General features: G+C 42.9%; 20 protein-coding genes. 12 read left to right on the top strand and 8 right to left on the bottom strand.

Annotated features, from left to right (window positions below; genetic code table 11):
- Position 1: 1 nt before the first annotated feature.
- Together FE810_RS07560 and FE810_RS07565 are read right to left on the bottom strand one after the other, a co-directional pair.
- Complete coding sequence (locus tag FE810_RS07560) at positions 2-1,603, bottom strand: XrtA system polysaccharide chain length determinant (RefSeq protein WP_138319424.1); 1,602 nt, start codon at positions 1,601-1,603, stop codon at positions 2-4.
- A gap of 24 nt (positions 1,604-1,627) precedes the next feature.
- A complete protein-coding gene (locus tag FE810_RS07565; protein WP_246036977.1) occupies positions 1,628-2,233 on the bottom strand; it encodes an XrtA/PEP-CTERM system exopolysaccharide export protein in 606 nt (201 codons plus the stop codon).
- A 218-nt stretch (positions 2,234-2,451) separates the two neighbouring features.
- Between FE810_RS07565 and FE810_RS07570 the strand changes: the two genes are divergently transcribed.
- The gene (locus FE810_RS07570) at positions 2,452-3,834 is read left to right on the top strand and encodes a TIGR03013 family XrtA/PEP-CTERM system glycosyltransferase (RefSeq protein ID WP_246036978.1); all 1,383 of its coding nucleotides are present in this window, start codon (positions 2,452-2,454) and stop codon (positions 3,832-3,834) included.
- Positions 3,835-3,978: 144 nt separating this feature from the next.
- Here the strand turns inward: FE810_RS07570 and FE810_RS07575 are convergent, their stop codons facing one another.
- Genes FE810_RS07575 through FE810_RS07585 form a run of 3 tightly spaced genes read right to left on the bottom strand, consistent with a single transcriptional unit; the run spans position 3,979 to position 7,380 of the window.
- Positions 3,979-5,025, bottom strand: a complete 1,047-nt coding sequence (locus tag FE810_RS07575) for a polysaccharide deacetylase family protein (RefSeq protein ID WP_138319426.1) — start codon at positions 5,023-5,025, stop codon at positions 3,979-3,981.
- 1 nt (position 5,026) lies between these two features.
- Positions 5,027-6,235 carry a hypothetical protein gene (locus FE810_RS07580; protein WP_246036979.1) on the bottom strand — a complete coding sequence of 403 codons (1,209 nt, stop codon included), beginning with the start codon at positions 6,233-6,235 and terminating at the stop codon, positions 5,027-5,029.
- Positions 6,232-7,380 (bottom strand): glycosyltransferase family 2 protein, encoded by a 1,149-nt coding sequence (locus tag FE810_RS07585; RefSeq protein WP_246036980.1) that lies wholly within the window; start codon positions 7,378-7,380, stop codon positions 6,232-6,234. The genes FE810_RS07580 and FE810_RS07585 overlap by 4 nt, the downstream gene beginning before the upstream one ends.
- A gap of 214 nt (positions 7,381-7,594) precedes the next feature.
- On the opposite strand from FE810_RS07585, the gene FE810_RS07590 reads away from it, so the two are divergent.
- The 8 genes from FE810_RS07590 (at position 7,595) to FE810_RS07625 (ending at position 17,541) form a co-directional block, all read left to right on the top strand.
- Positions 7,595-8,770 (top strand): glycosyltransferase, encoded by a 1,176-nt coding sequence (locus FE810_RS07590; RefSeq protein ID WP_138319427.1) that lies wholly within the window; start codon positions 7,595-7,597, stop codon positions 8,768-8,770.
- Positions 8,770-10,821 (top strand): NAD-dependent epimerase/dehydratase family protein, encoded by a 2,052-nt coding sequence (locus FE810_RS07595; RefSeq protein WP_138319428.1) that lies wholly within the window; start codon positions 8,770-8,772, stop codon positions 10,819-10,821. Before FE810_RS07590 ends, FE810_RS07595 begins: the two co-directional genes overlap by 1 nt.
- A 5-nt stretch (positions 10,822-10,826) precedes the next feature.
- Entirely contained in the window at positions 10,827-12,347 is a 1,521-nt protein-coding gene (locus tag FE810_RS07600) for a lipopolysaccharide biosynthesis protein (protein ID WP_138319429.1), read from the top strand.
- A 75-nt stretch (positions 12,348-12,422) separates the two neighbouring features.
- The gene (locus FE810_RS07605) at positions 12,423-13,817 is read left to right on the top strand and encodes a phenylacetate--CoA ligase family protein (protein ID WP_246036981.1); all 1,395 of its coding nucleotides are present in this window, start codon (positions 12,423-12,425) and stop codon (positions 13,815-13,817) included.
- Positions 13,817-14,971, top strand: coding sequence for a glycosyltransferase family 4 protein (locus tag FE810_RS07610; protein ID WP_138319430.1), 1,155 nt, complete (start codon positions 13,817-13,819; stop codon positions 14,969-14,971). The genes FE810_RS07605 and FE810_RS07610 overlap by 1 nt, the downstream gene beginning before the upstream one ends.
- Positions 14,968-15,594: a polysaccharide deacetylase family protein gene (locus FE810_RS07615; protein WP_138319431.1), complete on the top strand. Its 627-nt coding sequence runs from the start codon at positions 14,968-14,970 to the stop codon at positions 15,592-15,594. The genes FE810_RS07610 and FE810_RS07615 overlap by 4 nt, the downstream gene beginning before the upstream one ends.
- A 15-nt stretch (positions 15,595-15,609) precedes the next feature.
- Positions 15,610-16,452: a sulfotransferase family protein gene (locus FE810_RS07620; RefSeq protein WP_138319432.1), complete on the top strand. Its 843-nt coding sequence runs from the start codon at positions 15,610-15,612 to the stop codon at positions 16,450-16,452.
- 81 nt (positions 16,453-16,533) lie between these two features.
- Complete coding sequence (locus FE810_RS07625; protein ID WP_138319433.1) at positions 16,534-17,541, top strand: hypothetical protein; 1,008 nt, start codon at positions 16,534-16,536, stop codon at positions 17,539-17,541.
- Positions 17,542-17,676: 135 nt separating this feature from the next.
- On the opposite strand, the gene FE810_RS07630 is transcribed toward FE810_RS07625, so the two are convergent.
- Together FE810_RS07630 and FE810_RS07635 are read right to left on the bottom strand one after the other, a co-directional pair.
- Positions 17,677-18,987: an O-antigen ligase family protein gene (locus FE810_RS07630; protein ID WP_138319434.1), complete on the bottom strand. Its 1,311-nt coding sequence runs from the start codon at positions 18,985-18,987 to the stop codon at positions 17,677-17,679.
- A complete protein-coding gene (locus tag FE810_RS07635) occupies positions 18,972-20,051 on the bottom strand; it encodes a GNAT family N-acetyltransferase (protein WP_171022294.1) in 1,080 nt (359 codons plus the stop codon). Before FE810_RS07635 ends, FE810_RS07630 begins: the two co-directional genes overlap by 16 nt.
- A gap of 235 nt (positions 20,052-20,286) precedes the next feature.
- On the opposite strand from FE810_RS07635, the gene FE810_RS07640 reads away from it, so the two are divergent.
- Entirely contained in the window at positions 20,287-21,831 is a 1,545-nt protein-coding gene (locus FE810_RS07640; protein WP_138319436.1) for a hypothetical protein, read from the top strand.
- A 41-nt stretch (positions 21,832-21,872) separates the two neighbouring features.
- Here the strand turns inward: FE810_RS07640 and FE810_RS07645 are convergent, their stop codons facing one another.
- A complete protein-coding gene (locus FE810_RS07645; RefSeq protein WP_171022295.1) occupies positions 21,873-22,949 on the bottom strand; it encodes a glycosyltransferase family 4 protein in 1,077 nt (358 codons plus the stop codon).
- A 107-nt stretch (positions 22,950-23,056) separates the two neighbouring features.
- On the opposite strand from FE810_RS07645, the gene FE810_RS07650 reads away from it, so the two are divergent.
- On the top strand, positions 23,057-24,172 hold the full coding sequence (locus FE810_RS07650; protein WP_138319438.1) for a glycosyltransferase family 4 protein: 1,116 nt from the start codon (positions 23,057-23,059) through the stop codon (positions 24,170-24,172).
- Entirely contained in the window at positions 24,160-25,128 is a 969-nt protein-coding gene (locus FE810_RS07655) for a glycosyltransferase family 2 protein (RefSeq protein ID WP_138319439.1), read from the top strand. Before FE810_RS07650 ends, FE810_RS07655 begins: the two co-directional genes overlap by 13 nt.
- Positions 25,129-25,376 lie beyond the last annotated feature (248 nt).

The following is a 25,376-nucleotide window of genomic DNA, read 5'->3' on the forward strand; positions in this document are numbered from 1 at the left end:
ATCAATACACCTTGGTTTGTTGAGTTTGCGGAGCTTGACTGGAGGTTGAGTAACCAATAAATCCAGCGAGCAATACCAGGAGCAAAATATTTGAAATGATAAACATTCGAGTTTTGCGTTTTTCTTTATCTAACAAGCCGATAGCACTTGCCGCGGTCACAACACCCATTACAGGTATATTAAGGGCTCGAGATAGCTGATTGGATGATACCGCCACAGGGTTTGCCTGAGTCATCATAAATGCTGCACCAGTGCCTGCGCCTAATCCCAATACCAGTACACCAAGATAGAACAGAATACGATAGGGTCCGGTAGGCTCCAGAGGAACTTGCGGTGGATCGATGACGCGAAATTGAATTTTATCGGATGTTTCATCATGTTGTTTCGCCATCAGCGCAGTCTCTTTGCGTGACAACAATTCTTCATATTTATTTTTATTGATTTCATAGCCACGATTGAGCGCTACGAGCTCAGCTTCTACATCTGGCAATGTTCTAATTTTTTCAGTTAATTCATCGACTTGTGACTGATAGTTGTTGGCGCGCACCTGTAAAGATGCAATTTCATTTTCAATTTGATTAACTAAAATGCGCATTTCCTGATACACGGGGCTGGCGTTTGCAGCGCTAAGGTTGACACTTTCGCCACCCTCGCTATCCGCAGTTAGCGCAACATAGTATGCTTCAATTTCCTCTTTGCGCAGGCGACTTAGTTCATCCAAACGGCGGCGTAACTCGATCACATCGGGGTGTTTTTCTGTATAACTGATTAGAGCGGTATCTAAATTGGTGTTTAATCCTTGAATTCGCTCGTCATAAGTTGTGGATATCGCGTCGTTGTCGAGGATGTTTTCTGACAATGCCTGACCCGAGACATCTTCTTTGGAGAGTTGCCCTTGTGCAGATTCTAAGCGACTTTGCGCTTCCATCAATTGCAAATTGGTTTCTCTTTGTCGAGTCTTAGCTGCATTCAGCGCACTATAGAAGCCACCGGTATTGCTTGGTAAAACACCGGTATAACGTTTTTTGAATTCCGTCAGGCGTTTTTCAGCAGTAACCAATCGGTTTTCATAATCGCGAATTTGTTTATCCAGGAATTTTTGTGCGGTATCGGTGTCGCTTCGGGTTTCTCCCAACGTATTTTCAATAAATACTGTCAGCGCAGCTTGAACTATGTCTTTGGCAACCTGAGGGTCTTGACCGCGATAGGAAATATTGAATATGTTTTCTTTGCCGACAGGGTCAATCGTCATATTGCTTTTTAAATCATCAATAATCTCTTCAAACTCTTCGGAGTCCTCCGCCTGCAAATCAAGATCGGTCATACGCGCAATCTTGGTCAGGTTTGGGCGACCCAGTAAAGTTTTCACCATCAACCGAACTTGATAGTCAGGGTCGGTTTCTACCATCAAACCTTCCATCAAGGGACGAAGTAATGATTGAGTGTCAACGTAAACCTGTGCACTCGCCTCGTATTTGTCGGGCAATGCACTCACTGCTAACCAACCAACCGGACAAATTATCCATGTCGCTATCAAGATGTAATGTTTTTTCGCCCATACACCTAGAAGTATTTCCTTAATTCTTTCAATTTGTTCGTACATGATGTGAGTTCTTTTTATTGAAAATTAAAACCATGCTTCCGGAATCACGATGATATCGCCCGGTAACACATCGACGTTAGCGCTAATGTCGCCATCTCTAATCAGATCTTCGATATTGAGCAAATACTGCTTTTGCTCGCCATTCTCAACACGGACCAGAACCGACTGATTGCCATCGGCAAATTGTGTCAGGCCACCGACCGCAATCATGACATCAAGCAGAGTCATGTTCTTGCCATAGCTAACTGCCCGAGGCTGTGCGGCTTCGCCAATGACTCGGATCTGCTCGCTGTAAGGGCCAACAAAACGGTTTACCGTGACCGTGACGATAGGTTCCCTTAAATAGGTAGATAGCTGCTCTTCAATGGTTCGAGCAAGTTGAGTAGGGGTTTTACCCGATGCCATAATATCTTCCACCAAAGAGGTGGTGATCTTGCCATCTGGTCGAACAATAAAACTTCCAGAAACGTCTGGATTTCGCCAGACAAAGATATTCAATTGGTCGCCAGGACCGATTAAATAGTTGTAGGAATCCGCAGTTTCGGTTTGTGCGGGGTGGACTGTTGCCGAGGGTAATGATTGATTTGAACTACATCCAGTTATTATCCCTAAAAAGACAATAGCAACCATTATCTTCCTTATAGTCAAAGTTCCTTGCGCCATAACTTAATGCCTTCATTGCTAAAGATTATTTTTGGTTTATACAAATGTTAGTTAATAGATTTAAATTTTGCGCAAATTTTGATTGAAAAATAATCTAGGGGGTTAGTTTTCTTGAACTATAGTTAAGTGGAAAAAGGGATTTTCCCAATCTAACCAAAACAATAAAGGTATCCGGGGTAGCACTCGTGCAAAATAAAAACACTAATTACTATTCAGTCTTATTAAGGCTGCTGATCCTCATCGACTTTTCAATTTTCTTTATTACATTTGCTGTTAGTAACAAGTTTGTACTCCAACACTTTAATAATTTAGAGGTATTGGGGTTTTCGTTGTTCTTTGCGTTTGTAATGCAGCTCGCGTTTTTAGGTTTAGGTCTTTATAAGCCGAAACTAAGAGACAAATGGTGGGGGATGCTGCGGCGGCTAATATTGGCCACGGCGCTTAGCTTTCTATTCCTGATGCTGGTACAGACAATATTTCAGCAGTCATATTATCTGACCCAGACATTATTCAATGCCTGTCTTTATAGCTTATTGGCGACATTGTGTTTACGCACCTTAATGTTAAAAATAAATTTCCTTGGCTTTGCTAAACGAAATGTCCTGATTATGGGCTCTGGCGAGAGAGCCATGATTATTGAAAACCGAATGCGTCGTAAGATTGATCGCCAGGGCTTCAACTTAATGGGTTACGCGCAAATGCCTGGAGATGCAAGTTCATCAATTCCGGCAAATAAAATAATTAAACTTGAGCAATCGTTGGTAGAATATGTTGCGCTTAACAATGTCCACGAAATCGTTATTGCCACAGATGAGCGGCGTGATAACCTGCCAGTCGAAGCGTTGTTTGCCTGTAAACTCAGAGGTGTTGTTGTTTCGGATATTCTTGACTTTTTTGAGCAGGAAACAGGTCAAATCGCCGTTAATCTCATTTATCCTAGCTGGCTAATTTTCTCCGATGGTTTTTCCTCCACCAACGAAATCAGGAATAATCTGGATTGGCTGTTTAACGCGTCACTGGCTTTTCTATTATTTTTGATAACCTGGCCAATAATGTTACTTACTTACGTTGCCATTAAACTCGAAGATGGGTTTCGGGCGCCAGGGTTTTATTGGCAGGAGAGAGTGGGGTTAAATGGTCAGAATTTTCGCATTGTAAAATTTCGAAGTATGAAAGTCGATGCCGAGCGCCATGGCATAAAGTGGTCTTCTGCTGAAGACGACAGGGTAACTAAGGTCGGTCGTTTTATCCGTAAATATCGAATCGATGAGCTTCCACAAATCTATAACGTCATCGTTGGTGATATGGGGTTTGTCGGCCCCCGACCAGAGCGCCCTGAATTTGTCAGCCATTTACAGCAGGTGATTCCTTATTATTACGAACGCCATAATGTTAAATCCGGATTAACCGGGTGGGCACAGCTCAAATATCCATATGGTTCGAGTGATGAAGATGCACAGGAAAAGTTGAAGTACGATTTGTACTACATTAAACATCGTAGCTTTCTAATGGATTTGCTTATCCTGATACAAACCGCCGAAGTCGTTATTCTTGGAAAAGGACGTTAGGCTCATTTGAGCGTCACCTGTGAAGCTCTGCTTTACACGTGGCGCAACAAACACAATCTGCCGTTCTGATGATTGTTTTAATGCGGGATATTCGTACAACGTCATTTTTTTACCATTCTACAAGTGAGTAACGTATCAACCGATTTATTTATCCTGATACAAACCGCTGAGGTTGTTATCCTTGACATAGGGCGATAGCTTCTGATTCAGCATGTTCTTGCAGATATTGAATTTCAAATCATCCACAGTACACTGGTTGTCGACGGAAAACCTCGGCAGTTCAAAGCGATTTTCAAGGATGTTGTTACAGGAGTTGTGCAAGAAAGTGAAAGCTAATTGATATCCGCTCTTTCGCAATAGGTTCGTGGTTGTCTCATTGTAGGTACTTTCCCCGCCTACGGGATAGGCAAACGTGCTTATCGTTGTATTTAACTGTTCTTCCAGTCGTCGTTTCGATTCTACTATTTCACGAGCCTGCTGCTGTTCTGTTAAGTGGGAAAGGATCTGATGACTGCATGTCTGTGAGCCAATCGACACTCCGTTTGCCTGAACTTCGCGCAGCATATCCCAATCCATAAATAACGATTCAGACACCGTGATCGCATTTTCTGCAATGCCGCAGGCCTGGCGCAGTTGAGCAAGTTTTTGTGGCATGCTTACACGATGGTTTTGTTTCATATAACGCAGCATCATGCGAATTTGCTCCGTAATCGAGCTATTCGGCCAGTTAATCGGAAGCTGCCACTTGCGCAGTAGTTCATAATCAACCTGGGTATTTTTCAATAACCAGGCGATTTCATCCCACCAGGGGACGGTTGGCTTATCGATAAAATCGGTGGCAATAAAAAAAGTCGAAGGCAAGCCCGCGGCTTTTAAGAGCGGATAAGCATACTGATAATTATCCTGGTAGCCATCGTCAAAGGTAATTATCGCCAGACGCTCTTTAATCGGGGTGTCGTTGCGCATTAATGCAATTAATTCATCGCTACTAATCACGTCGAAATTACGTTTGTAAAATGCCAGATGGGTTTCAAATTGTTCGGCACTGCAACTGAATAAGTTGGGGTCGAACTGGGTATCATCTGGTTCGCCGATTCTGTGGTAATTAAAACCATATAGGCCGTTTGGCCTGAACTTCCATGTTAACCAACCAAGACCGGAATACTTAAATAAGTCTGCTTTATAATCCATTTTATGCCTTATGCTTTAATTCTTCTTTGAAAATATCGGCGACTTTATATTCTGGTTTGGGAATAATAAAATCGCGATAGTCGCCCGGCTCTCCTTGCACGTCGGCTTCCGCAGCTTTAATTATGTTGTACATTTCGCGGGCAGAAACATAATGCAGTTTGTATTTTTTACCATCATTGTACTTATTATCCAAGTATTCACACATATCGACAAAAGGTTTGCCGAGCAAAGTGTCCATAGATTCTTCCTGAGTACCATGGGTGTGAATTTTGATAAAAAGCCAATCTTCTTTATTTTTGACACTGATTTGAGTATTGACCCATAAATCGATTCGGTCCGCTGATGGCGGCATATTGCCACGAATATCGGAGTTTTCTATTTGAGGAAAAATTTTCTTTTTTAGTCGGCGCCAGTTTAACGCCAGCGGCCCGGTTATGATCATTAGATCTCCCCATGAGGAGCCGTTGCGTTCAACGGGGATGCCGGTGTTGTGTGAATTGGGTTTGCCAGGATTGTCTTTGGCATAATAGATTTCGTTTGCAAACGCTGGTTGTGTATCGCTTGGAGCGCTGGGAAATGTCAAATCGGCAAAGCAGCCAGTTTCCTTTAAAATAATGAGCTCGTCGTTAACGCCGCATAGCTTTCCGTCGGGGCGGGAATTATTCAGACACCAATTTCCATGAATAAAGGCATATTCCAATTTACCTGAGGAAGGGTTACGGCAAAACGCACCATGGTTTTCATGGAGAGTTTCGGTAAAGCGCTCAAGTGTGGTTCGTAGGTTATCGCTGGTGTCATCATGATGATGTAAATGGACTTCAATTTCGCCATATCCCTGAGCACAAATATAGGCGATTTTATCTAAATGCTCTTGACGATATTCCTCTTCGGGATAGAAGAAACTGTGTTTTGGCGGGTGGCCATCTGCATCTTGAAATTTACTGGCGACCTGAGGGTAATCATATAACCAGCGATCGACCCGTGCCCGTTCTTGTTCCAGACTAATGTCTTTTCCCCACTGCGGTTCATAATGGTCGACAAAGCATAACATCACGTGAGTTAAAGAATCTGATTGGCCGTATTGATGCCATTTGCCGGCTAATTTTCTGCGGAGAAAATGACCAAGCCAGAGGTTGAGATTTTTCTTGTAGATGACCGCAGTTACGCATGCCAGAACTGCTATTGTGAAAGCGAAAAGCCAATAAATCATGAGCGGGAAGTCCTTTGCCAGGTACCGGTTAAATTTCGACGACTAAAGAGCACAAAGCCTTGCATTAAGGCGGTGTTCAAACGTAAAAAGAACGCAATAAATGTGATAAACCAGGGAGTGTTTTCACCCTCGTCAATTTTTCGATTCCCCCAGATGCCAAGTGCGTAGATAATGATTTGCAACAGCAAAAAACCAGCATAAAACGTTTGCTGGGCAATAAGAATATTGCTAATTAATGCGATTAACATCAGGTGCGGCGTAAACCAACGCAACACTTTGTGAGAAAAGTAAGTAAAGCAACGCCACCCTTGATTGGGGTTCAATAACCAGAGTAAATTACTAAACGCTTGATAATTTCCAGCGCCAATTCTTACTCTTCGTTTAGCTTCTTCTAAGGTGCTAGGAGCGATTTCTTCGCGCGCTCGGGCACCTCGATGATAAATAACGCGACAGCCCTGTTTGGCGATATTCATTACAATTTGGAAATCATCCACTATGGTATTCGCACTAATCGGAACATAAAGTTCTGTTCGAATCGCATAAATAGCCCCATTAGCGCCAAGCAAGGCATCCAGTTTACTTTCCTGAAACTTAATAAACTGCTCATAACGCCAATACAGGTTATCTTTATTGGCGTTAGAACCGGAGTTATAGAGATCGAGTTCACCACAAACCGCGCCCACATTTTTATCTTTAAACCCGGACACTAATTGTCGGATGGCATCAGGTTCAAATTCGGTGTTGGCATCGGAAAATACCACAATGTCGGTGCTAACCTGCTGTAGTAAATCATTTAGAGTGCTGGCTTTACCGCGGTTAGGCTGAAATAGCGAAATATTTACAAACGGGTGATGTATCGCTTCCAGAATTTGGTTGGTCGCATCGCTACTACCGTCCGAACCGATATAAATGTGTAATTTATCATCTGGGTAGTCTTGCGCGATTAGATTTTCAATTCGTTCGGCGATGCAATGCTCTTCATTGTATGCCGCGATAACCACGCTGACCTTGGGAAGTTGCTCATCAGCGAGTACTGGAATGGGTTGTTCAGAGCCAAATAATTTCGCAAAAAAGAAACAAAGGGCAGGGTAAATCAGGTAACTGTATGCAATCCCTAAAACGGCTATCCAAAACACCACTTCCATTTTCATCCCCTGATTATTCATTGTTATTCAATAAAATATATATCAAGAAATGGATTTTAGTAGGGCGCTGAGAAAATAAATATTGGTGAGTGGCACTAACGGTCCAGCAATGAAAATTACGGATAATTATTTTTCAATGAAAGTAGCAGGTTTTTAGATCTGCCATATACTCAAATGTAACTTACTCATAAAAACAATTAAGAATTCTCCAGCAATGAATAACAAGTGGGACGTTATTTACATCGGCAATGAATACAGCACGGACAATCGCACCAGCAGTCATCACATCGCCAAACGACTCGCCGCACAGCATAATTTACTTTATGTTGAGGCCGCTGGGTTGCGTTTACCTCGTTTTTCCCTGTCTGATTTAAAAAAAATCTGGAGTCGCCTCAATAAAGCCTTTAAAGCCAAGCCGAAAACCATGGTCAGTGACTTTACAGTCTTGTCATTGTTTCTCTTACCGTTTCCTTCAAGCTGGTGGATTAGTCGGGTAAACAAAAAGCGAGCAATTGCCCAAATTAAACGCAAGGCCGAGGCATTAGAGTTTTCAGAACGGCCGATAGTCTGGTGCACTGTGCCCACGCTTGCTGAAGTCATTGAGCAACTCTGCCCACAAGCGATTATCTATTACTGTGTGGATGACTTCTCAGCCCTACCTGGGGTCAATCAGGAACGAGTCATAGGTCTGGATAAACAGTTAAGCAAACAAGCGGATCTGATTTTTACTCCTTCAATGCCGTTATTTGAGCGCAAGCGCAAAGAATACGAACAAGTGTTGCTCAGCCCGCATGGTGTTGATGTTGCACACTTTTCTCAAGCCAACCTACCTGGGCCGATACCACCGGAACTGGCTCAGATTCAGGGACCTGTTGTTGGTTTTTTCGGGTTAATTGAATATTGGATTGATATTGAACTGGTGTGTTTTGTGGCACGACAGTTACCCGATGTAACTTGTGTCTTAATTGGCCGTGTTACCGTTGATTTGCGCCAGTTTGATATTCCGGAAAATGTTCGTTTTATTGGCCAGCGCTCATACGAGCAACTGCCAGATTTTGCCCGTCGATTTGATGTGGCCATTATCCCTTATGTACTTAATCAGCAGGTATTTAATTCGAATCCGCTTAAGCTTCGGGAATATCTGGCTACGGGTAAGCCAGTCGTCTCCGTGAGTTGTCCGGAAATCGACAAATATCAAGATGTCGTGAGTATTGCCCAGGATTATCAGGAGTTTGCTAATTTAGTCGCAATGGCTATCGCCAATGATGATCAGCAGGCAAGTAACAAGCGTCAGCGAGTCGTCGCAAAAGATACCTGGGAGTCACGCTATAACAAGGTTTGCCAACATGTCGAGGCAATTCTTAAAAACAAAAAAACCATGGAGCAATAATGAGAACCGTTATTATAGGATGTGGGAATCTGGCGCGTATACATGTGCAAAAACTACGTAAACTAAATCCTCAAATTTCATTGGCAATTGTCGATATTGATTTACAGCGCCTGGAGCAATTCGCACAGGAGTTGGATATTCAGGCTAGTTTTGTCAATATTGCGGATATGCTCAGTACATTCCAGCCGGAATATGCGCATATCACCACTCCCCCGGGAAGCCACTTCGGGCTCTGTAAACAACTGTTAGATAATCACATTCATTGCTTAGTTGAAAAACCGTTGGCGATGACGAGTGAGCAGGTAGAAATCTTGCTTAACCAGGCTCGTGACCATGACGTGAAATTAACCGTGAATCATATGCGTAGCTTCGACCCTATGGTTGCTGAAGCGAAACAATTGATTGATAAAAAAGAGTTTGGCGCGGTAAAAACGGTAAATGGGCGTTACAGTTTCGACTATTTTGATAACCGTAAATATGATCCTACCAGTCGCTGGATGGACAAGTTACCAGGAGGCCCGGTTTTTGATATCGCGCCACATGTATTTAGTGCCATGGAGCAATTTACCGGAGCTTTGGATTATCAGGCAAGTCAGGTAACCACTGTAGAAGGCAAGGTGCACGACTATCAGTTGCTGCTTGCCAATCAGTCGAGCATTTTTGCCAGTGCACATATGAACCTAAATACTCTGCCTTTAAAAAATGAATTAGAGATTGAGTGTGAGCGCGGTTCGGTACATCTTGATTTTCGTAACTTCATTATCAGTTATCAAAGCGTGAGTGCCCTGCCCAATGCGGTCTCGAGAGTGACGGCTAATTTGCATGGTGCCTGGCAGTTACTTTGGGGTACGACAAAGGCGGTTGGAAAATTTGCGTTAAAACGACTCGACCCTTATGCCGGTCTGGATGCCGTCATCAAAGATTTTTATTCCGATAAAATGACCAATGGTTTCGCTCAGGATGCTTTTCGCTATTTGCAAATCATGGAACGAGAAGTGGCATTTTTACCACAACAGGAACAACCAGAAGAGATCTGCTTACCTGCTGCCGATGTGCTAGTCACCGGTGCTCGCGGATTTTTGGGGCAAGCATTGGTGTTGCGCCTGTTAAAACAAGGGCGAACAGTACGCGTCTTACTGCATTCGAATAAGCCACTACCGCAAAGCTGGTTGGATTATGAATCTCAGATTCAAGTAGTCATTGGCGATATTTATGATCAAAAACTGGTCGCGAGTGCCTGCGAAAACGTGAAAAAGGTATTTCACCTAGCGGCTGCCATGCAAGGAAACTGGCACTACCACCTTGATACCACAGTTACCGGGACCAACAATCTATTGGCTGCTTGCAGTACGCATAATATTGAGCAGTTAATTTATATCAGTACGTTAAATGTTTATCATGGTGATGATTACCGCCATAGTTATAAAATTGATGAGTCCTTCCAGTTTGAGCGAGAACCCCAACATCGAGGTAACTATTCTCATGCAAAATGGCAGGCAGAAAATGCGGTGCGTGATTTTGCCAATGACAATGCGCAGACTCAAGTAACCATATTTCGCCCTGGACTTATTTATGGCCCTGGTCTGGACCCCTGTCTGAATGACCTGGGAATTTCCGTTGGTGATCGTTATTTGCTATCGATTGGCATGGGTGATCGTCGTTTACCTTTGGTTTATGTCGAAAATGTTGTCGATGCCTGTATGGCTGCCTTGAAGCAGAGCGAAGGGGCGATGAAAATTTACAATCTGGTGGATAATGATTATCCAACGCAACGTGAATACATTGAGATCCTTAATCAAAATGGCAAACGCAAGCACTTAATTCCGGTTCCTCTGGTCGTATACAAATCCGCCTTTTGGATGCTCGATAACTTGTGCGCTATCGGCTTGAAACGCAATCCTCATTTGTCGTACCGATTACGGTCTATTTCATCGTCGCCGGTGTTTGATACCAGCGAGGCGCAACAGGTTCTACACTGGCAACCGCAAGTGGATCTAAAGCAGGGCGTCAGTGCTGCGATTTCTGCGGGTAATCAGGAAAAAAGTTCTTAAATTATATGAAAGAGCTTCTTCTTAAGAGTACCGTATTTCGCTTCCTGGAAAGGTTTGTATTACTCGTCATCTCTTTGTTGCTTACACCTTTTATGATCAAGCATCTGGGTGAGGACGGTTATGGTCTTTGGATCCTGATTTTATCCGTGCTTACCTGGTTTAATGTGGTTAATTTAGGTTTTCCAGTTGCGGTACAACGCAATATTACTTTGGCTCTGGAAGAGAACGATCAAGGGAAAGTCAATCAGGTCTTTTCGACATCGATAGCGCTGTTTTTTGTGCTTGGAATATTCGCTGCTGGCGGCTTGTTAATTTTGGCGCAATTTCCACAATGGTTAGGTGTTCCAGGGCCTATGGAAGTTACGGTGACCTATTGCTTTTATTTTTTAACCCTGAAAATTGTTTGGGGTTTTTTGATGAATTGCCTACATGGTTTTTACGCCGCCGTATTGCGTTTTGATATTGACGCCAATATTTCTTCATTAAATGCATTATTGAAGGCGGTTGGTGTTTTTATATTTTTGCCAACGCTGGATATTTTTGGTGCTGTGGCGGCTACGTTGGCGGCGGATGCAATTACGAATACCTACAAATTATACTGGGTAAAGAAGAATTATCCGCAATTGAGGTTTAGCAAAGCGCTGATCAGCCGAGCACAGTTTTTCAATCTATTCCATTTTTCAAAACATGTTGTGGCAATGGGTATTGCCCGAACCATTAACGCGAAATCCGATCCGGTTATTGTCACCCGTATATTTGATGTCGCAGCGGTAACTATGTTTAGTATTGCGAATCGCCTGGCCCATCATGTTGAAGCATTTGTCGGTTCGGTTTCTGGCTTGTTTCAGCCGGTATTCACTCGTATGGTTGCCCGCGGCACTAACATGGAGCGATTCTTTCACCAGGTTACCAGTTTAAATATTTTTATTTGTGTCACTTTTTTTATGCCGCTGTACATACTCAGCCCGTTATTCATTCCTCTTTGGGTTGGTGAGCAGTTTTTGCCCGCAGCACAACTCATCGGATTTTTTGTGTTTGGCTATTTGTGTATTGCGGCCGGCAGTGGCATCAAAAATGTGTTGCTTGCTCAGGCGAATCATAAATGGCTATCCGTTGCGAATTTGATTGGTGCGATTGTCCATATCGCTTTGTCGATTTATCTGGCAAAAGACTATGGATTGATGGGAGTCGCTATGGGAACGCCGATAGGATTCTTTGTTTCTGAGTTGATAATCAAATGCTATTTATTAAAACACTACTGTCAGTTCAGGCTGTGGCCGATCTATATTCGATTTGTGTCCGCGGTGATTATTCTCTATGGGTTTGGTTATCCGATTAAAACCTGGATATTACAATATAGCTCTCCCAGCTGGCTGTCATTATTGATATTTGGCGCCGTACTATTTCCGTTAGTGGCGTTAATGAATTATTTTTTGCTGCTGGATCGAGGCGTTAAAGACAAACTAGGGGCAATGCTCACCCAGTTCAGGACGTCGCAACAGGAATCTAAAGGGGTGGTTAAGTAAGCGTGTTGCAGAAGTTTACTTAATCGCAACGCAAGTTGTAATAAAATTCGCTTTGCACCAGCAAGTTAACTTGAATTGTCTATACTCAATGAACAAGTAACCAATAATAATCACATCGTAGAAATGGACATTTACAGTACTCTATTTAAGTCAATTTTATTTCCAGGGTATGAGCGAATTAAAGGGCGTCGGACTTCCTCTTTGTTGACCGAAGCTGAAGATCGCTTGCAATGGCCATTGGAAAAAATCGAGCAATACCAGCTCACCAGTCTTCGCAATTTACTTCACTATTGTGACCAACATGTCCCTTATTATCAAAGGCAGTGGAAGGCGCTGGATTTCAATCCCAAGGATTTGACATCCGTTGCTCAACTTGCTCAACTTCCCCCGCTAACCAAACAAGATATCCAGGAAAACTATGATTTGTTGGTGCCGCAGGAAAAGCGCGCCAGTAATTACAAAAAATCCACGGGCGGCTCAACGGGAAGGCCTTTTCATTTTGAATTAGACAAGGGAAGTTATGAAACCCGGCAGGCGATGATGTGGCGTGGTTATGGTTGGGGCGGCGTCACTATCGGTACCCGAACCTGGTATTTATGGGGAGTAGAACTAGGCAGTCAAAGCTGGAAAGCAAAATTTAAAGATGACCTTTTTCATCGCTTCTATCATCGAAAAATGGCCAATTCTTTTGCGCTAAGCAAAGATAATTTTCATCAATACATTGAGGAAATTAACGACTACCGACCTAAAGCGATTGTTGCCTACGTTGCCCCTTTGTATAGCCTGGCCAAATATATCAATGAACGAGGCATCCAACTGCATCAGCCGCAGGTAATTTTGACTGGAGCCGAGGCGTTATTAGAGTACCAGCGCCAAGAGATCCAAAAAGCCTTCCGTTGCCAGGTGTTAAATACCTATGGTTGTCGCGAGTTCATGTTGATCGGCGCAGAATGTCCGCAGCAAAACGGTCTACATCTTAATATCGACCAGTTGGTTGTCGAAACGATAGATGAGCAAAGACAGACGGTTAAAAATCAGGTGGGTGATATTTTGATCACCGACCTGTTTAATTATGGTATGCCGCTAGTTCGTTATGTTAATGGCGATCAAGGCGTTATTTCTGAACGTCGCTGCGAGTGCCACAATCCATTGCCGATGCTTGAATCTGTCAATGGTCGTAAATTAGATATCATTCGCTCACCCGAGGGACGAATCTTACCGGGTGAGTTTTTTCCGCATTTGTTGAAAGATTTCCGCGGAATTGAACGGTTTCAGGTACGGCAAAAATCCCTCTCCAGTTTAGATATTTTTATTGTCGCTAACGAGCAATATGACAGCGCAACTCAGGCCACGATCAATGGCCATATTCAACAGGCGATGGGAAATCAGTTAGACGTCGTATTTCATCAGGTCTCTGATATTCCTTTAACCAGCACGGGCAAGCACCGTGTCACTATATCGGAGTTGTAATGGAGAGTGTGTTAATCATTACAAACCTTTATCCCTCATCCTGGGATCCAAGCCGAGCGACTTTTAATAAGCAGCAATTTGATCGCCTGGCGAAGTACTTTTCTATCAAAATACTAGTGCCGGTCGCGTGGCCGCAGTGGTTAAAGCTATCTGCCAAAGAGAAATCTGAAGGCGAAGGGATGGTTCGATATCGACCGTTTTTCTACACGCCAAAAATCGGTTATTCGATGTTTTCGGTGTTTATGCTGATATCGCTAATCGCGTCATCCGGACGCTGGATTCGCAAACAAAAACCCGCTGCTTTACTGGCAAGCTGGGCATACCCTGAAGGTGTCGCAACCGCATTGCTCGCAAAAATAATCGGATGCCCATTTTTTATTAAGGTACATGGCAGTGATGTCAATGACTTTGGCAATGACAAATGGCGCGCCAAGCAGATTGTTTGGGCGGCAAACAGAGCCGCAGGAGTCTTTGTGGTTAGTGATGCTCTGCGCACCCGATTGATTTCGTTAGGGGTTGCCGCGGATAAATTGCACCTGATTTATAACGGTGTTGATAATTCTGTATTTTATCCCGTCGCTAATAAACAGATTGGTAAATTGCAGCGCTTGTTATACGTAGGAAACCTAAAAGCAAATAAAGGGGTGATGGAACTTATCCAGAGCTTTATCGCGCTGCTTGAGTTGCAACCTGGTACTGAGTTGGTGATTGCTGGAGAGGGTGTCATGGGTGCACCGATGAAACAATTACTCGAGCAGGCAGGGGTGCAAGATAAAGTTAAATTTTTGGGCTCAATTGCACATTCCCAGGTTGCGGATGAAATTCGCCAGGCGCAAATTGTGGTACTTCCAAGCTATGCCGAAGGTGTGCCAAACATTCTCCTTGAGGCGATGGCTTGTGGTAAGCCAGTTGTCGCGACGACGGTAGGTGGGATTCCGGAAATTGTCACCGACAAAACCAGTATTCTGATACCTGAAAAAACCATTGAACCCTTGACCAATGCGCTTGATCAAGCGTTGCAAAAATCGTGGTCGCAAAGTGACATTGTTGAACATGCCAGTCAGTTTGACTGGCAAAGAAATGTCAATCAGGTGCAGCAAATTATTGAACAAACATTAAAAAATAATGAAGATAAATCTGTGGTGTCTATATGAGTCTAAAATCGCGCATAATTCAGCGCTTATTTCCAAATAATAAGATTTATACCAAGAAAAAATCAGGAGAAAAATGCCTCTACCTTACGTTTGATGACGGTCCCACCCCGAGGGTAACGCCTCAGGTGCTGGAACTTTTGTCCAAACATGAAACGAAAGCAACGTTTTTCTTTATCGGCAAGCGGATGGAGAATCATCCAGCGATAGTACGACAAGCGATGGCAGAGGGGCATGCGTTAGGGAACCATTCTTACAACCATAAAGGGTTTAAGTTCATGCCAACCAAGCATCAGTTGGCCGAGATCATTCAAACCAATGAATTGATGTCTGAGTTTAATATTCAAAAAGAAAACATCCTGTTTCGCCCGCCTCACGGGCGCTGGCGCATTAGCCTGTTGTGGCAACTCATTAAGCGCAATATACCGGTTGTACTGTGGTCGGTAGATAGCCAGGACTATTCCAAAAAAGCATCGCAGGAATTATGTCAACGGCTATTGCAGATGCCGATGAGCGATGGCGACATTATTTTATTTCACGATGATAATGATCAGTGCCTGGAGTTGCTTGAAACCTTGATACCTGCCTGGAAAGCGCGGGGATTTAATTTCCAATCTTTATCTTAATTCTTGGAGAGCGTTGTGAAAGACAGTTTACTTCATTTTTATACTAAGTCTGGCAAGGTAATGTTCCTCAACAATATTGGTTTGTCGGTTTTTAGAAAAATGCCAAAACGCATGCGGATTTGGGGGATTTACCTGGCATCTTATTTACGCAAGCCAAAACCGGATGCCTGCAAATTCGTTATCTTTGCTCAAGGTCGAACCGGTAGCACGGTATTGGTAGACTTAATAAATTCTCACCCTGATGTTTTTTGCTATGGAGAGATTCTGGCATCCAGCGTCGTGCGCAATGTGAGTAAGCCGGTGCGCTATGCACGTGGCTTGACGGCATTCACCAAAACCGATGCGGTAGGCTTTAAAGTGAAAGTTTATCAGTTGCAAAAAGCTCATCAACAGGATCCCGGTAAAGTATTGCAGGAATTTGTCAATCAAGGTTGGAAGATTATCTATTTGCATCGTGACAATTTATTAGATCATGCGATCTCAGATTTGCGCAGTGAAAAAACCGGCACTTATCACCACACCAGTAAAGGACAAAAGCAGCAAAATCTGGTGGATATCAATTATGACGAAGTTGAAAAGGTGGTGAAATTTAGGGAAGAATGCCGGCGTGCAGAGCTAGCTGCATTGCAAAACCTGGAATTTTTTAATATTTCTTACGAAGACCATCTTAGTGATGCCGAAAAACAGACCGAAACGCTTAATCGGTTGTTTAGTTTTCTTGGGTTACCTGAGCACCAGGTAAGTACTCGCTTTAATAAGGTGATTAAAACTGACTTATCGAAAGTGATCAGTGATTATGCGCAGCTGGAACAGCGAATAAAAAATTCGCCATATCAGCACTTTCTAACGGCTCGTTAATTTAACCACTTAGTTCTGGCGCAGTTATTGATGGCCGGATAAGTGTCTACTACTGGTGTTATCGAAAATAAGGCAGGGAATATGAGAACTGAACTGGATTCAATCTTACCGCAAAAGCTCATAATCACGGGAGGTAAGCAACGTCGCTTTGATTATGATATGAAAGAGTGGAGCGGCTATGTCGGCGCCAAAGCCCTGCAATTAAGCTTTAAACCAGATTTGAGCGTAAGGGAAGTAATCGATTACAGCTCCCCCAAGGAATGCTTACCTGAAGACGATGATGCTTCAATAACGTTTAAATCGGGTACTAGGCGATCTCAAAACCTTTGGGTCGCGACGCAGACAGAAGCATTATGTTTTTCTACGGACGATTTTTCTTTGCAGCAGCGCATTAGTCATCCGGTATTTAATGATGTTCACCATGTTTATCCTACCTTAGATGATACATTGTTGGTCACCTCTACTGGGCTAGACGCGGTATTTGAGTTTTCTGCAGACGGTGAAAAGCTTAATGAATGGAGTTGCACCGAGATGGATATCTGGCAAAAATTCGATCCTGAACAAGATTATCGAAAAGTTTTGACCACGAAGCCTCATGCTGTGCACCCGAATCACTGCTTTGAATATCAGGGCAAATACTGGGTGAGTAATATGAAAAAAAGCCAATGCCAGTGTTTGCAGACAGGCGAAGTCATCAATTTAGATTCAGGCAACATTCATGATGGAATATTGGTCGGCAAATTTGCCTACTTTACTCATGTAAACGGCTTTATTTCCAAGGTCGATATGGATTTACAAAAAGTTGTCACTGTATATGACATGAATCGTGTTGAAACTGGGCCGAAACAATTAGGCTGGTGTCGAGGGTTGTATTGCATTGACGACGACCGTTTTTTGGTCGGGTTTACTCGAATCAGACCGTCTAAGATGCAAATGGGCATGGAATGGTTAAAAAATCGATTCTACGCCAAGGGCTGGCAAGGTTGTTTACCGACCAGAATTTGTCTGTTTAACAGTAAAACCATGACGTTTGACTGGCAAATAAATTTAGAAGAACACGACATCCACGCAGTATTTTCAATTCTTTAACGTTTACGTTCTCCCTTTAGGTTAAAACGACAAGATGAGGTGATACCTCATCTTGTCGTTTTATCGCGAATTGATTTTGCTAAATCGATACGCAAGACAACTTTCCTTTGCATCGTTGTTGGCGAGTTTCTGCTGCTAGAGCAGGATGATAATAATCATATACATGATGAACATACTAACCGGTGCCATAAAAGCGATCTTACTGATAACTTTCGGGTCCTCACTCATTCTGACTTCCGGAATCTCATCTCGAACTTGGACATATACAGAATATGCTAAGCCCAAAAAGATATAGAGGAACACAATATAACTTCGACTTAGAAAGAAGGATGTCGCCATAAAACCGACGAGTGAATAAAAATAACACTTGGCAAGCATCACATTTTTACGAAGTGCTTCATTTTGCAATTGGGATTTGTATTTCTCACGATCAATGTTTACAACTTTCAAAAGCATCACCGCAGTCAGAACAATTGTGGTAAACCATAAGGTATAACCAATGATCCCTAATTCAGCGAAAATCAACACATAGGAGTTGTGAGCCGTTCGTTGGTGCAACTCAATAAACTGATTCATGCCAACCCCAAATAAAGGGCTACTTTTAAACATTTGCACGCCTTCATACCAGGCTTCGATACGTCCATAAGCGCTGGCCTCATCGGTACTGATTTCCCTGAAGAGAGACATTGCAATGAAGGTTATGGGCAAGGTTATCAGTGATACGAGTGCGGCCTTGACGGTACCAAACTGAAAGAAGCAGTACGCCAGACACATGAAAATCAAACCGATAAGCGCACCGCGAGAATTCGCAAGGAAAATACCGTAAAGCAGACCACCAACCAATGCGAGATAAAACAAGCGCATGATAAAGCTTCGACTGTTGGCTCTAAGATAAAATAATATGGGTAAATTCATTAGAAAAAACATACTCATATCGTTGGGGTCATTGAAAATCCCGACATATCTAATTCGGGTATCCTGAATTAAACTGACGCCTGACCAGCCAATCCCTTCTGGGTGTGCTCTCTGGCTAAGACCGTGGTGCAACATAATGACGCAGGTCAGGGTGAAGAGAAAAAATATCCAGTTTTGTTTCGACGGCGAATTTACCAGACTAGCGTACATGAAAAAGGGTAATAAACCATAGATAAAGAAATCAGTTGCTGCCGTTATACCGCCGCCAAGCCAGCCATTCCACAGCCCGGATATGGGAATTAAACACATTACCCCAAGTAAAAACCAAGACTGGTAACCCCATTGTTTGGGGCGCTGCGACGCGAGGAAAAAGACGAAAGCAATCATTAACAGATAGCGAGCTATTGGTGTTGGATTGGGATTGTACGACCATTCCTGAGGACGAATAAACAGGGCAATGGTGTAAAGAAATAAAAAGAAAAAGCCAATATGAGAGCTGTTTTTATCGTATAGGCTTACTGGTTTTTCCATAACAAAAAGTCCCTAGCTTGCTTTAATTTATTATTCATCGCAAAACCCAGATTGCTGGCTTTTTTGATCGCCAGCTGAGATCGATATAAGTCTCGATTAATATTTGCAAAGTGTTGCTTGTAAGAGTTTTCCTGAGCACCTTTCATAAAATCATAATGTTTTAATTGGCGCTTAATACAGTGTTCAATTAACAGGAAATGAGACAAAAATCCGGGCGACAGGTTGGGTTTAAAATCCGTATCCAAACCGCTTTGATAGAAATAACAAGTCTCATTATAGTTTATAGCATAGATTGCTGATATTGCTTTGCCACGGGCAAATAAAACCCATAATTCCAGCCAATTTCGTCGTAGCGCCTGCTCCATAAAACGTTTGTGGAATTCGGTAAATCTCTGCGCACTAAATACACCTTTTTTGCCTTGCGCCTGCCAGCGCCTCTGATGCAATGACGTTAAATGGGAAAGCCCTTCATCGAAGTCGGAAAGATAGCGGTAAGACTTAAATTCACCCTGCAATTGTTCTTGCCATTGCTTCTTATGTCGATTCATTTTTTTTCGAAACGATGGCGACAGTTGTTGCTGGTATTGTTCATTATCTGCGGGTAGTTGGCACGAATAGGCTTTACCGACGCAGCGACTTGAATGGAAAAAAAAGCGACTGATTCTCTTGGCAAATAACATCAAACAACTATTTTGTAGATAATTGTCCAGAACAATATGGCTAACCGGCGTTTCAGGTTTTTGGCAATAGGGCTGAACAGAGTTTTGTGACGCGAACAGGCAGTCCATCAGCGTATCTGCCAGGCAATCGGAGACTCGTTGATAGTGTTTTGGCGCACATAAAATATCCAAGTATTCACTAGCAACTTCTTCATGCTCAGCTTCCCCTGTCCCGAGTAGTCGCAGCGTATCATCTTTAATATAAAACGGTGCAATGGCTAGCAGGGTGTCGTGCTCATACAGAAGGATAATATATAGGTGATCCTCTGGTTCGGCATAGGTATGCCACCAGATATTTAACCAGTTGAAATCCAGAAAAAAGCTTAAATGAGGTAGCTTGATCATATGGGCATCCCATGTCCCACGTAACTCATCAAACCCTTTGGTCGTCGTTATTATTCTACAATCCAAAACCATGACTCGACTAATACTCCTAACATAGTTATAGATGCAATTTCACAAATACCCCAATTAATTTGTCGATTTATTTTACAGCGACTTTATTCTCGCTGAATTCGACTAAACTTAATTGTTAAGCGCTAATATTTACTATTAATAACAAGAGATTAAGTGAAGTGTTATGAAGCATTTATGGTTGTGGCTATTTGCCATCTTATTCAGTTTGTCGTCCCTTAAAGCCATTGCCGAACAGCCCTTGAGGCTGGAAGTTTTATCGGCCAACTCTGGCAACCAGTTCACGATACCTGTGCCTCGCAATAAAATTTTTTTGCATTCGAGCTTGCAGCTGCAAAAGTACAGCCAAGATAAATTCACCCCGGTTAAAGGTGTCCAATTTTCCTATACATTGCTTTGGCCAAATGCGGACAAGGCGTCAGATTCAATACGTGCATTAATCGTGAAATTGCAGGAGCCGGTAAAAAAAGGCGATATGTTGCAGCTGCGATTTGATCAACAATCAAAAGAAAAAATAAAACCCTGGAAAGAAACCCCCGCAACACTTATCGATGTGTCATATTCTTCGGGATGGTTGGAAAATGCTTTATATGCGCCCTTGCAAACCCAGCAAAGTGGCCCACCGTCCTGGTTTGATTTTGCCTATCGTCAGTTCGGTTATCAATTGGCAGATATGGAAACGGTGAATCAGGATCCGAAAGTAAAGCGAAACTATACCACTTCCGCACCTTGGCTTTACGATCGGGTTTATGTGCTTTATCAGCTATATTTTCAAACGGGTGATTTGTACTTTAAACAAATGGCCCATGTTTCTGCTCAGGTTTATCGTAGCCACATTAATGAGTTTGGTTATTTTTCTCTAAAGAAGGGCAACGATATAAAATACCTGCTTGCTCCGGGCATGCTTATCGATTATCAGTTTTATCCGTCGAACGATACGGCGGAACTGATCCATCAATTTTATCAAAACAGCCTGCGCTGGCCTGCTCAGTATCAACTGGGTTTGACGTTCTGGACGGAAAGAAATCTGTCGGTGGCATTAGCCAATGCCATATCGCTGTGGGAATTAACGCAAAGCGTCGAAAGCTTTACTCGTATAGAGGCATTGATCAAAGGATCGATGCGCACGCTTCAAACATCGCAAAACAAAAATCTAAATTGCCTTGCCCATCCCTATCGGGTTCACGAAGGGAAAAGTGATAATACTCTGGTTTGTTCGCCCTGGATGAATGCTCTTTTGGCGCATCAATTGTGGAAGTTATGGCGGATGACAGAAATGCCTGAAGCGGCACAGTTGATTAGTGCATTTGGAAAAAACGTTGTCGAGCAAGGAAGCTATTTGGCACCCAAAGGCAAGATCAAAGGTCTAACCGTGCCGAAGTATCTGATATTTGCGCAAAGCTCTAAATTTGAAGACCCAATGGCCTATTCAGATATGCAGCATGCATGCGACGTTGCCGGACTTGTCGTTAGCGCTCGGTATTTGGCCCTGCAATTGCAACAAGATCAAAGTTTCTACAAAGACACGATGGAAAATTTGTTACTGAGTTGCCGTGCCAGTCTTGGTGTTGATAAGAAGAAAAATAGTTGGCGAATCAAGCCTCTGAGAAAGTTTAACTGGTGGTTTCATTCGACGGGAAATCTGTCCTGGAAACTGGCTGAACTGGATGAGTATGAACGCACTAAAGCCGAGAAGACGCCAGCGAAGTGAGGCGATACTGATTAGTGACCCCAAAGCATCGGTGGTCGACGCTAGTTAAGATACAGTTGTTTATATTTATTAGCGCAGTTTTTTAGTGAAAAATTTTCTTCAATCATCGTTTTACTGCGATTCGCATATTCGGATACAGTTTTTCGGTCATTAATGCAGGTTTCAATAATTTTCGCCAATGAATTACTGTCATCATAGTCAAATAACCAGCCGGTGTTTTCATGAGATACCAGCCTGGGGTTGCCACCGACGTCCGTCGCAATTACAGCACATTCACTTGCCATTGCTTCGATTATGGCCAAGGACAACCCTTCGGTTTCGGATGTGACGACTAATACGTCAAACGTGGAGTAAATTTTATCCCGTTGATTAATAATTCCGTGGAAAACAACATTAGCATTGGGCAGATGCTCTTCTTTAAAACGCTGTAAATGATTAAGGCAAGGTCCGTCGCCGAAAAAATGAACGCTGATTTTTTTCTGGTCTTCTGTTGAAAGCTTCACTAAAGCCTTTAGCAGATTAATTTGATTCTTAATATCAATCATACGACCTACCGATCCAAGCGCCAGAGTCTCGTTATGAATATCCTTACTCGCGGTAATTTCAGGCAAGAGAACCGCGTTATCAATTACCCACTTCTGTTTATTATGCCATCCGTGGTGAGTGCTAAATATCTGCTGACTCTCTTCGCTGACGAAGGTTATGGTGTGGATGTATTTTTCGCAATATTTATGCAGTAGTTGCCACGTTGGATTATCAAGTGGCGCCGCACCATGGCGCGTATATATAATTTTTGGTTTACCGATTAGTGGCAAAATCGGTGCGATGAATTTTAATACGTGGGGAGAATGAATGTGAATCACATCGACTTTACGCAAGATATGATGCAGGCGTATCAAGGAAAAAAATTTGTATCCCCGATTAAACACCACATCCAAACCCAAATTATGGCACTCACTGACCAGAGGGTCGTCCTGCTGTCCAAATGAGAATATCTTTGTTTGGATGCCATCGTTGCGCTGCTGTTGGCATAAATCCAGCACGAATCGTTCCGCTCCACCAATCAATAGACTGGATACCATGTGTAATACGGATAGCTTATTGGTTTTATTTGGCATGCTCATGCTTCTTTGCTTGTTATAACCTAACTATAGAAAAAACCTAAGATTTGACAAATAAATCTGAGCAACTATTAATAATTATGGGATCAATAAGGATATAACAAATGAATATTTTGGAGATTGTTCAGTCCCTTGATAAAGGAGGACGTACTGTGCGCTTCGTTGACACAGTGTTAGGGCTGCGTAAAGAGGGAATGAAAGTCTATCCCTATTCACTCAAGGCGCCAGAAAGAGCGCTGAAAATTGATGATATTTGCGTGATTCCTCGCCACCAAGGCTACAATTTTTCATTAGTTTTGCAGCTTATCGATATTATTCGCCAAGAAAGTATTGATGTCGTACATGCCCATTGCGAATATACTCAGTTTTATGCGGGATTAGCCTGTAAGCTGACTCGCACGCCCATCGTCGCGACCATGCATCGTTCAGATTTAAAAAAATATCGACCATCGTTATTAAATTTTTGTTTACGTTTCCTCGTCGATTCTTTTGTCGCGGTTTCTCAGGACAGACAAAATAAATTAATTGAGCAATTATCGATTCCTTCAGATAAAACTCAGGTTGTTCATGGTGGCGTTGAAAAAACCCAGAAAGTGGGAGATGAGCAACGTTTATTATTGCGTAAAAAGCTAAAAATTCCTGCCGATGTTTTTGTTTTATTTAGCTTAGGGCACCTTGGCGAGATTAAAGGCCATCATCATACGATTGACGCGTTGCAATACCTCGATAATCCCAAGGTACATTTATATATCGCTGGCTCCGGCGAAGAAGGTGAAAAACTAGCTTTGAGAAAGCGGGTGGCAAAACATCAATTGCAGGAAAGAGTGCACTTTATCGGCCAGACGGATATTGCTGATGAGTGGATGCAGGCTTGTGATATTTTTGTTCAACCCTCCTTGGAAGAAGCCTTTGGCTTAGTATTTATTGAAGCGGGTTCGTTTGCCAAACCGGTGATTGCGACAAGTGTTGGCGGTATCAAAGAGATTATCTTAAACAACCAGACGGGGTTGTTGGTTAAGCCTGGGCAATCCAAAGAAATCGCTGCGGCGATCGAGGCACTTGAGGGGGATAAAAGCATTCGCCAGTCGCTTGGTGAAAAAGGGTTTACCAGAATACACCAAAAGTTTTTGCTCAAACACATGATCAATCGTTATCAGCTAATTTTTGATGAATTGATTACCTCCAAAGTGTCAATCTGGAGCAAATTATGGTCACGATAGTTATTTCACCAAGAGACCGATATTCTGGAGTATTGGAATGCATTCGTCTTGTCTATAAGCACACACCAATGCCGTTTAAATTGATGGTGTTGGATTTGGGGTACCCGAATGGATTGCGCGATCAGATTGAAGAATTACTGACACCTTATGATAATGCTCGCATTATGAATTTGGGGTTAATGACACCGATGCGTGCGATTACTAAAATTCGAGACCGCATCGATAGTGAATTCACGATGTTGCTTGATAATGACTCCCAGGTAACCGAAGGGTGGCTGCCTCCTTTGCTGGAAGTTGTTAAGGATGATGCGGTTGCTGTTGTGAATCCATTAACTTTGGAAAAAGAAGGGGTCGATCAAGGTGCGATGCTGCGCACCCATCTGTATACCAATGAAATTCGTAGCATTGATGTTTCTGGTGTTGAGTATTTAATTGAATCAAAGAGTTTTCGGCGCAGTTTACCGGAGGCATTGCCGAAAGAGATTCGCCCATCGGATATGTTCGAATTACACGGAGTGTTGTTCCGCACCAGTATATTACAAAGTCTGGATATTCCAGACATGGTGATTCGCGAACATATAGATATTGGATTGCAGTTGCATCGCCTAGGTAAATTAATTCTTTCACAACCCCATTCAGTCGTCATTTTTGATAATTTGGGCACTCGCATGGAATTAAGCGATATGCGTTATTTCTTCCATCGTTGGTCGAAAAAACGTTGCTGGTCTTCCGCTCGAGAGTTTGAGCGACGTTGGGGGTTAAATTTTTATTCCGAAGACGCTATGTACTTATGGGTATTTCGTCGTCGCATATTCCTGATTTGTCGCTGGTTGTATTTGCCAATTCCGGTCGCGAATAAAATTACCGGTGCCGCCGCGCGTATTTATAATTGGTTTAACCCGATTAATGAACCCTTGAAGGATCCCCTGGAACACTCAAAGCGTTTCCTGCCATAAACGCAATTGACTTTGCACGACCATCAAATGTTGTCGGTAATACCGGCTCAAATTTTGTTGATTTTTTTTACATCTATTGTCCTGGGTCATTCAACATTACTCCTAAGTGATTGAATTTACAGACTTCACGATGCTGGCCTGAGTTTTGCAACTTGACTGTAGCGTTGCCACGTAGTTTGTGTCGCTATGCGACACAGAGAGCAATTTAGCAGGGGTTAAGCTGCAGAATCACTCAATGTCAGGTTGAG

The organism is Thalassotalea litorea, from assembly GCF_005843925.1.
Lineage (GTDB): Bacteria > Pseudomonadota > Gammaproteobacteria > Enterobacterales > Alteromonadaceae > Thalassotalea_A > Thalassotalea_A litorea_A.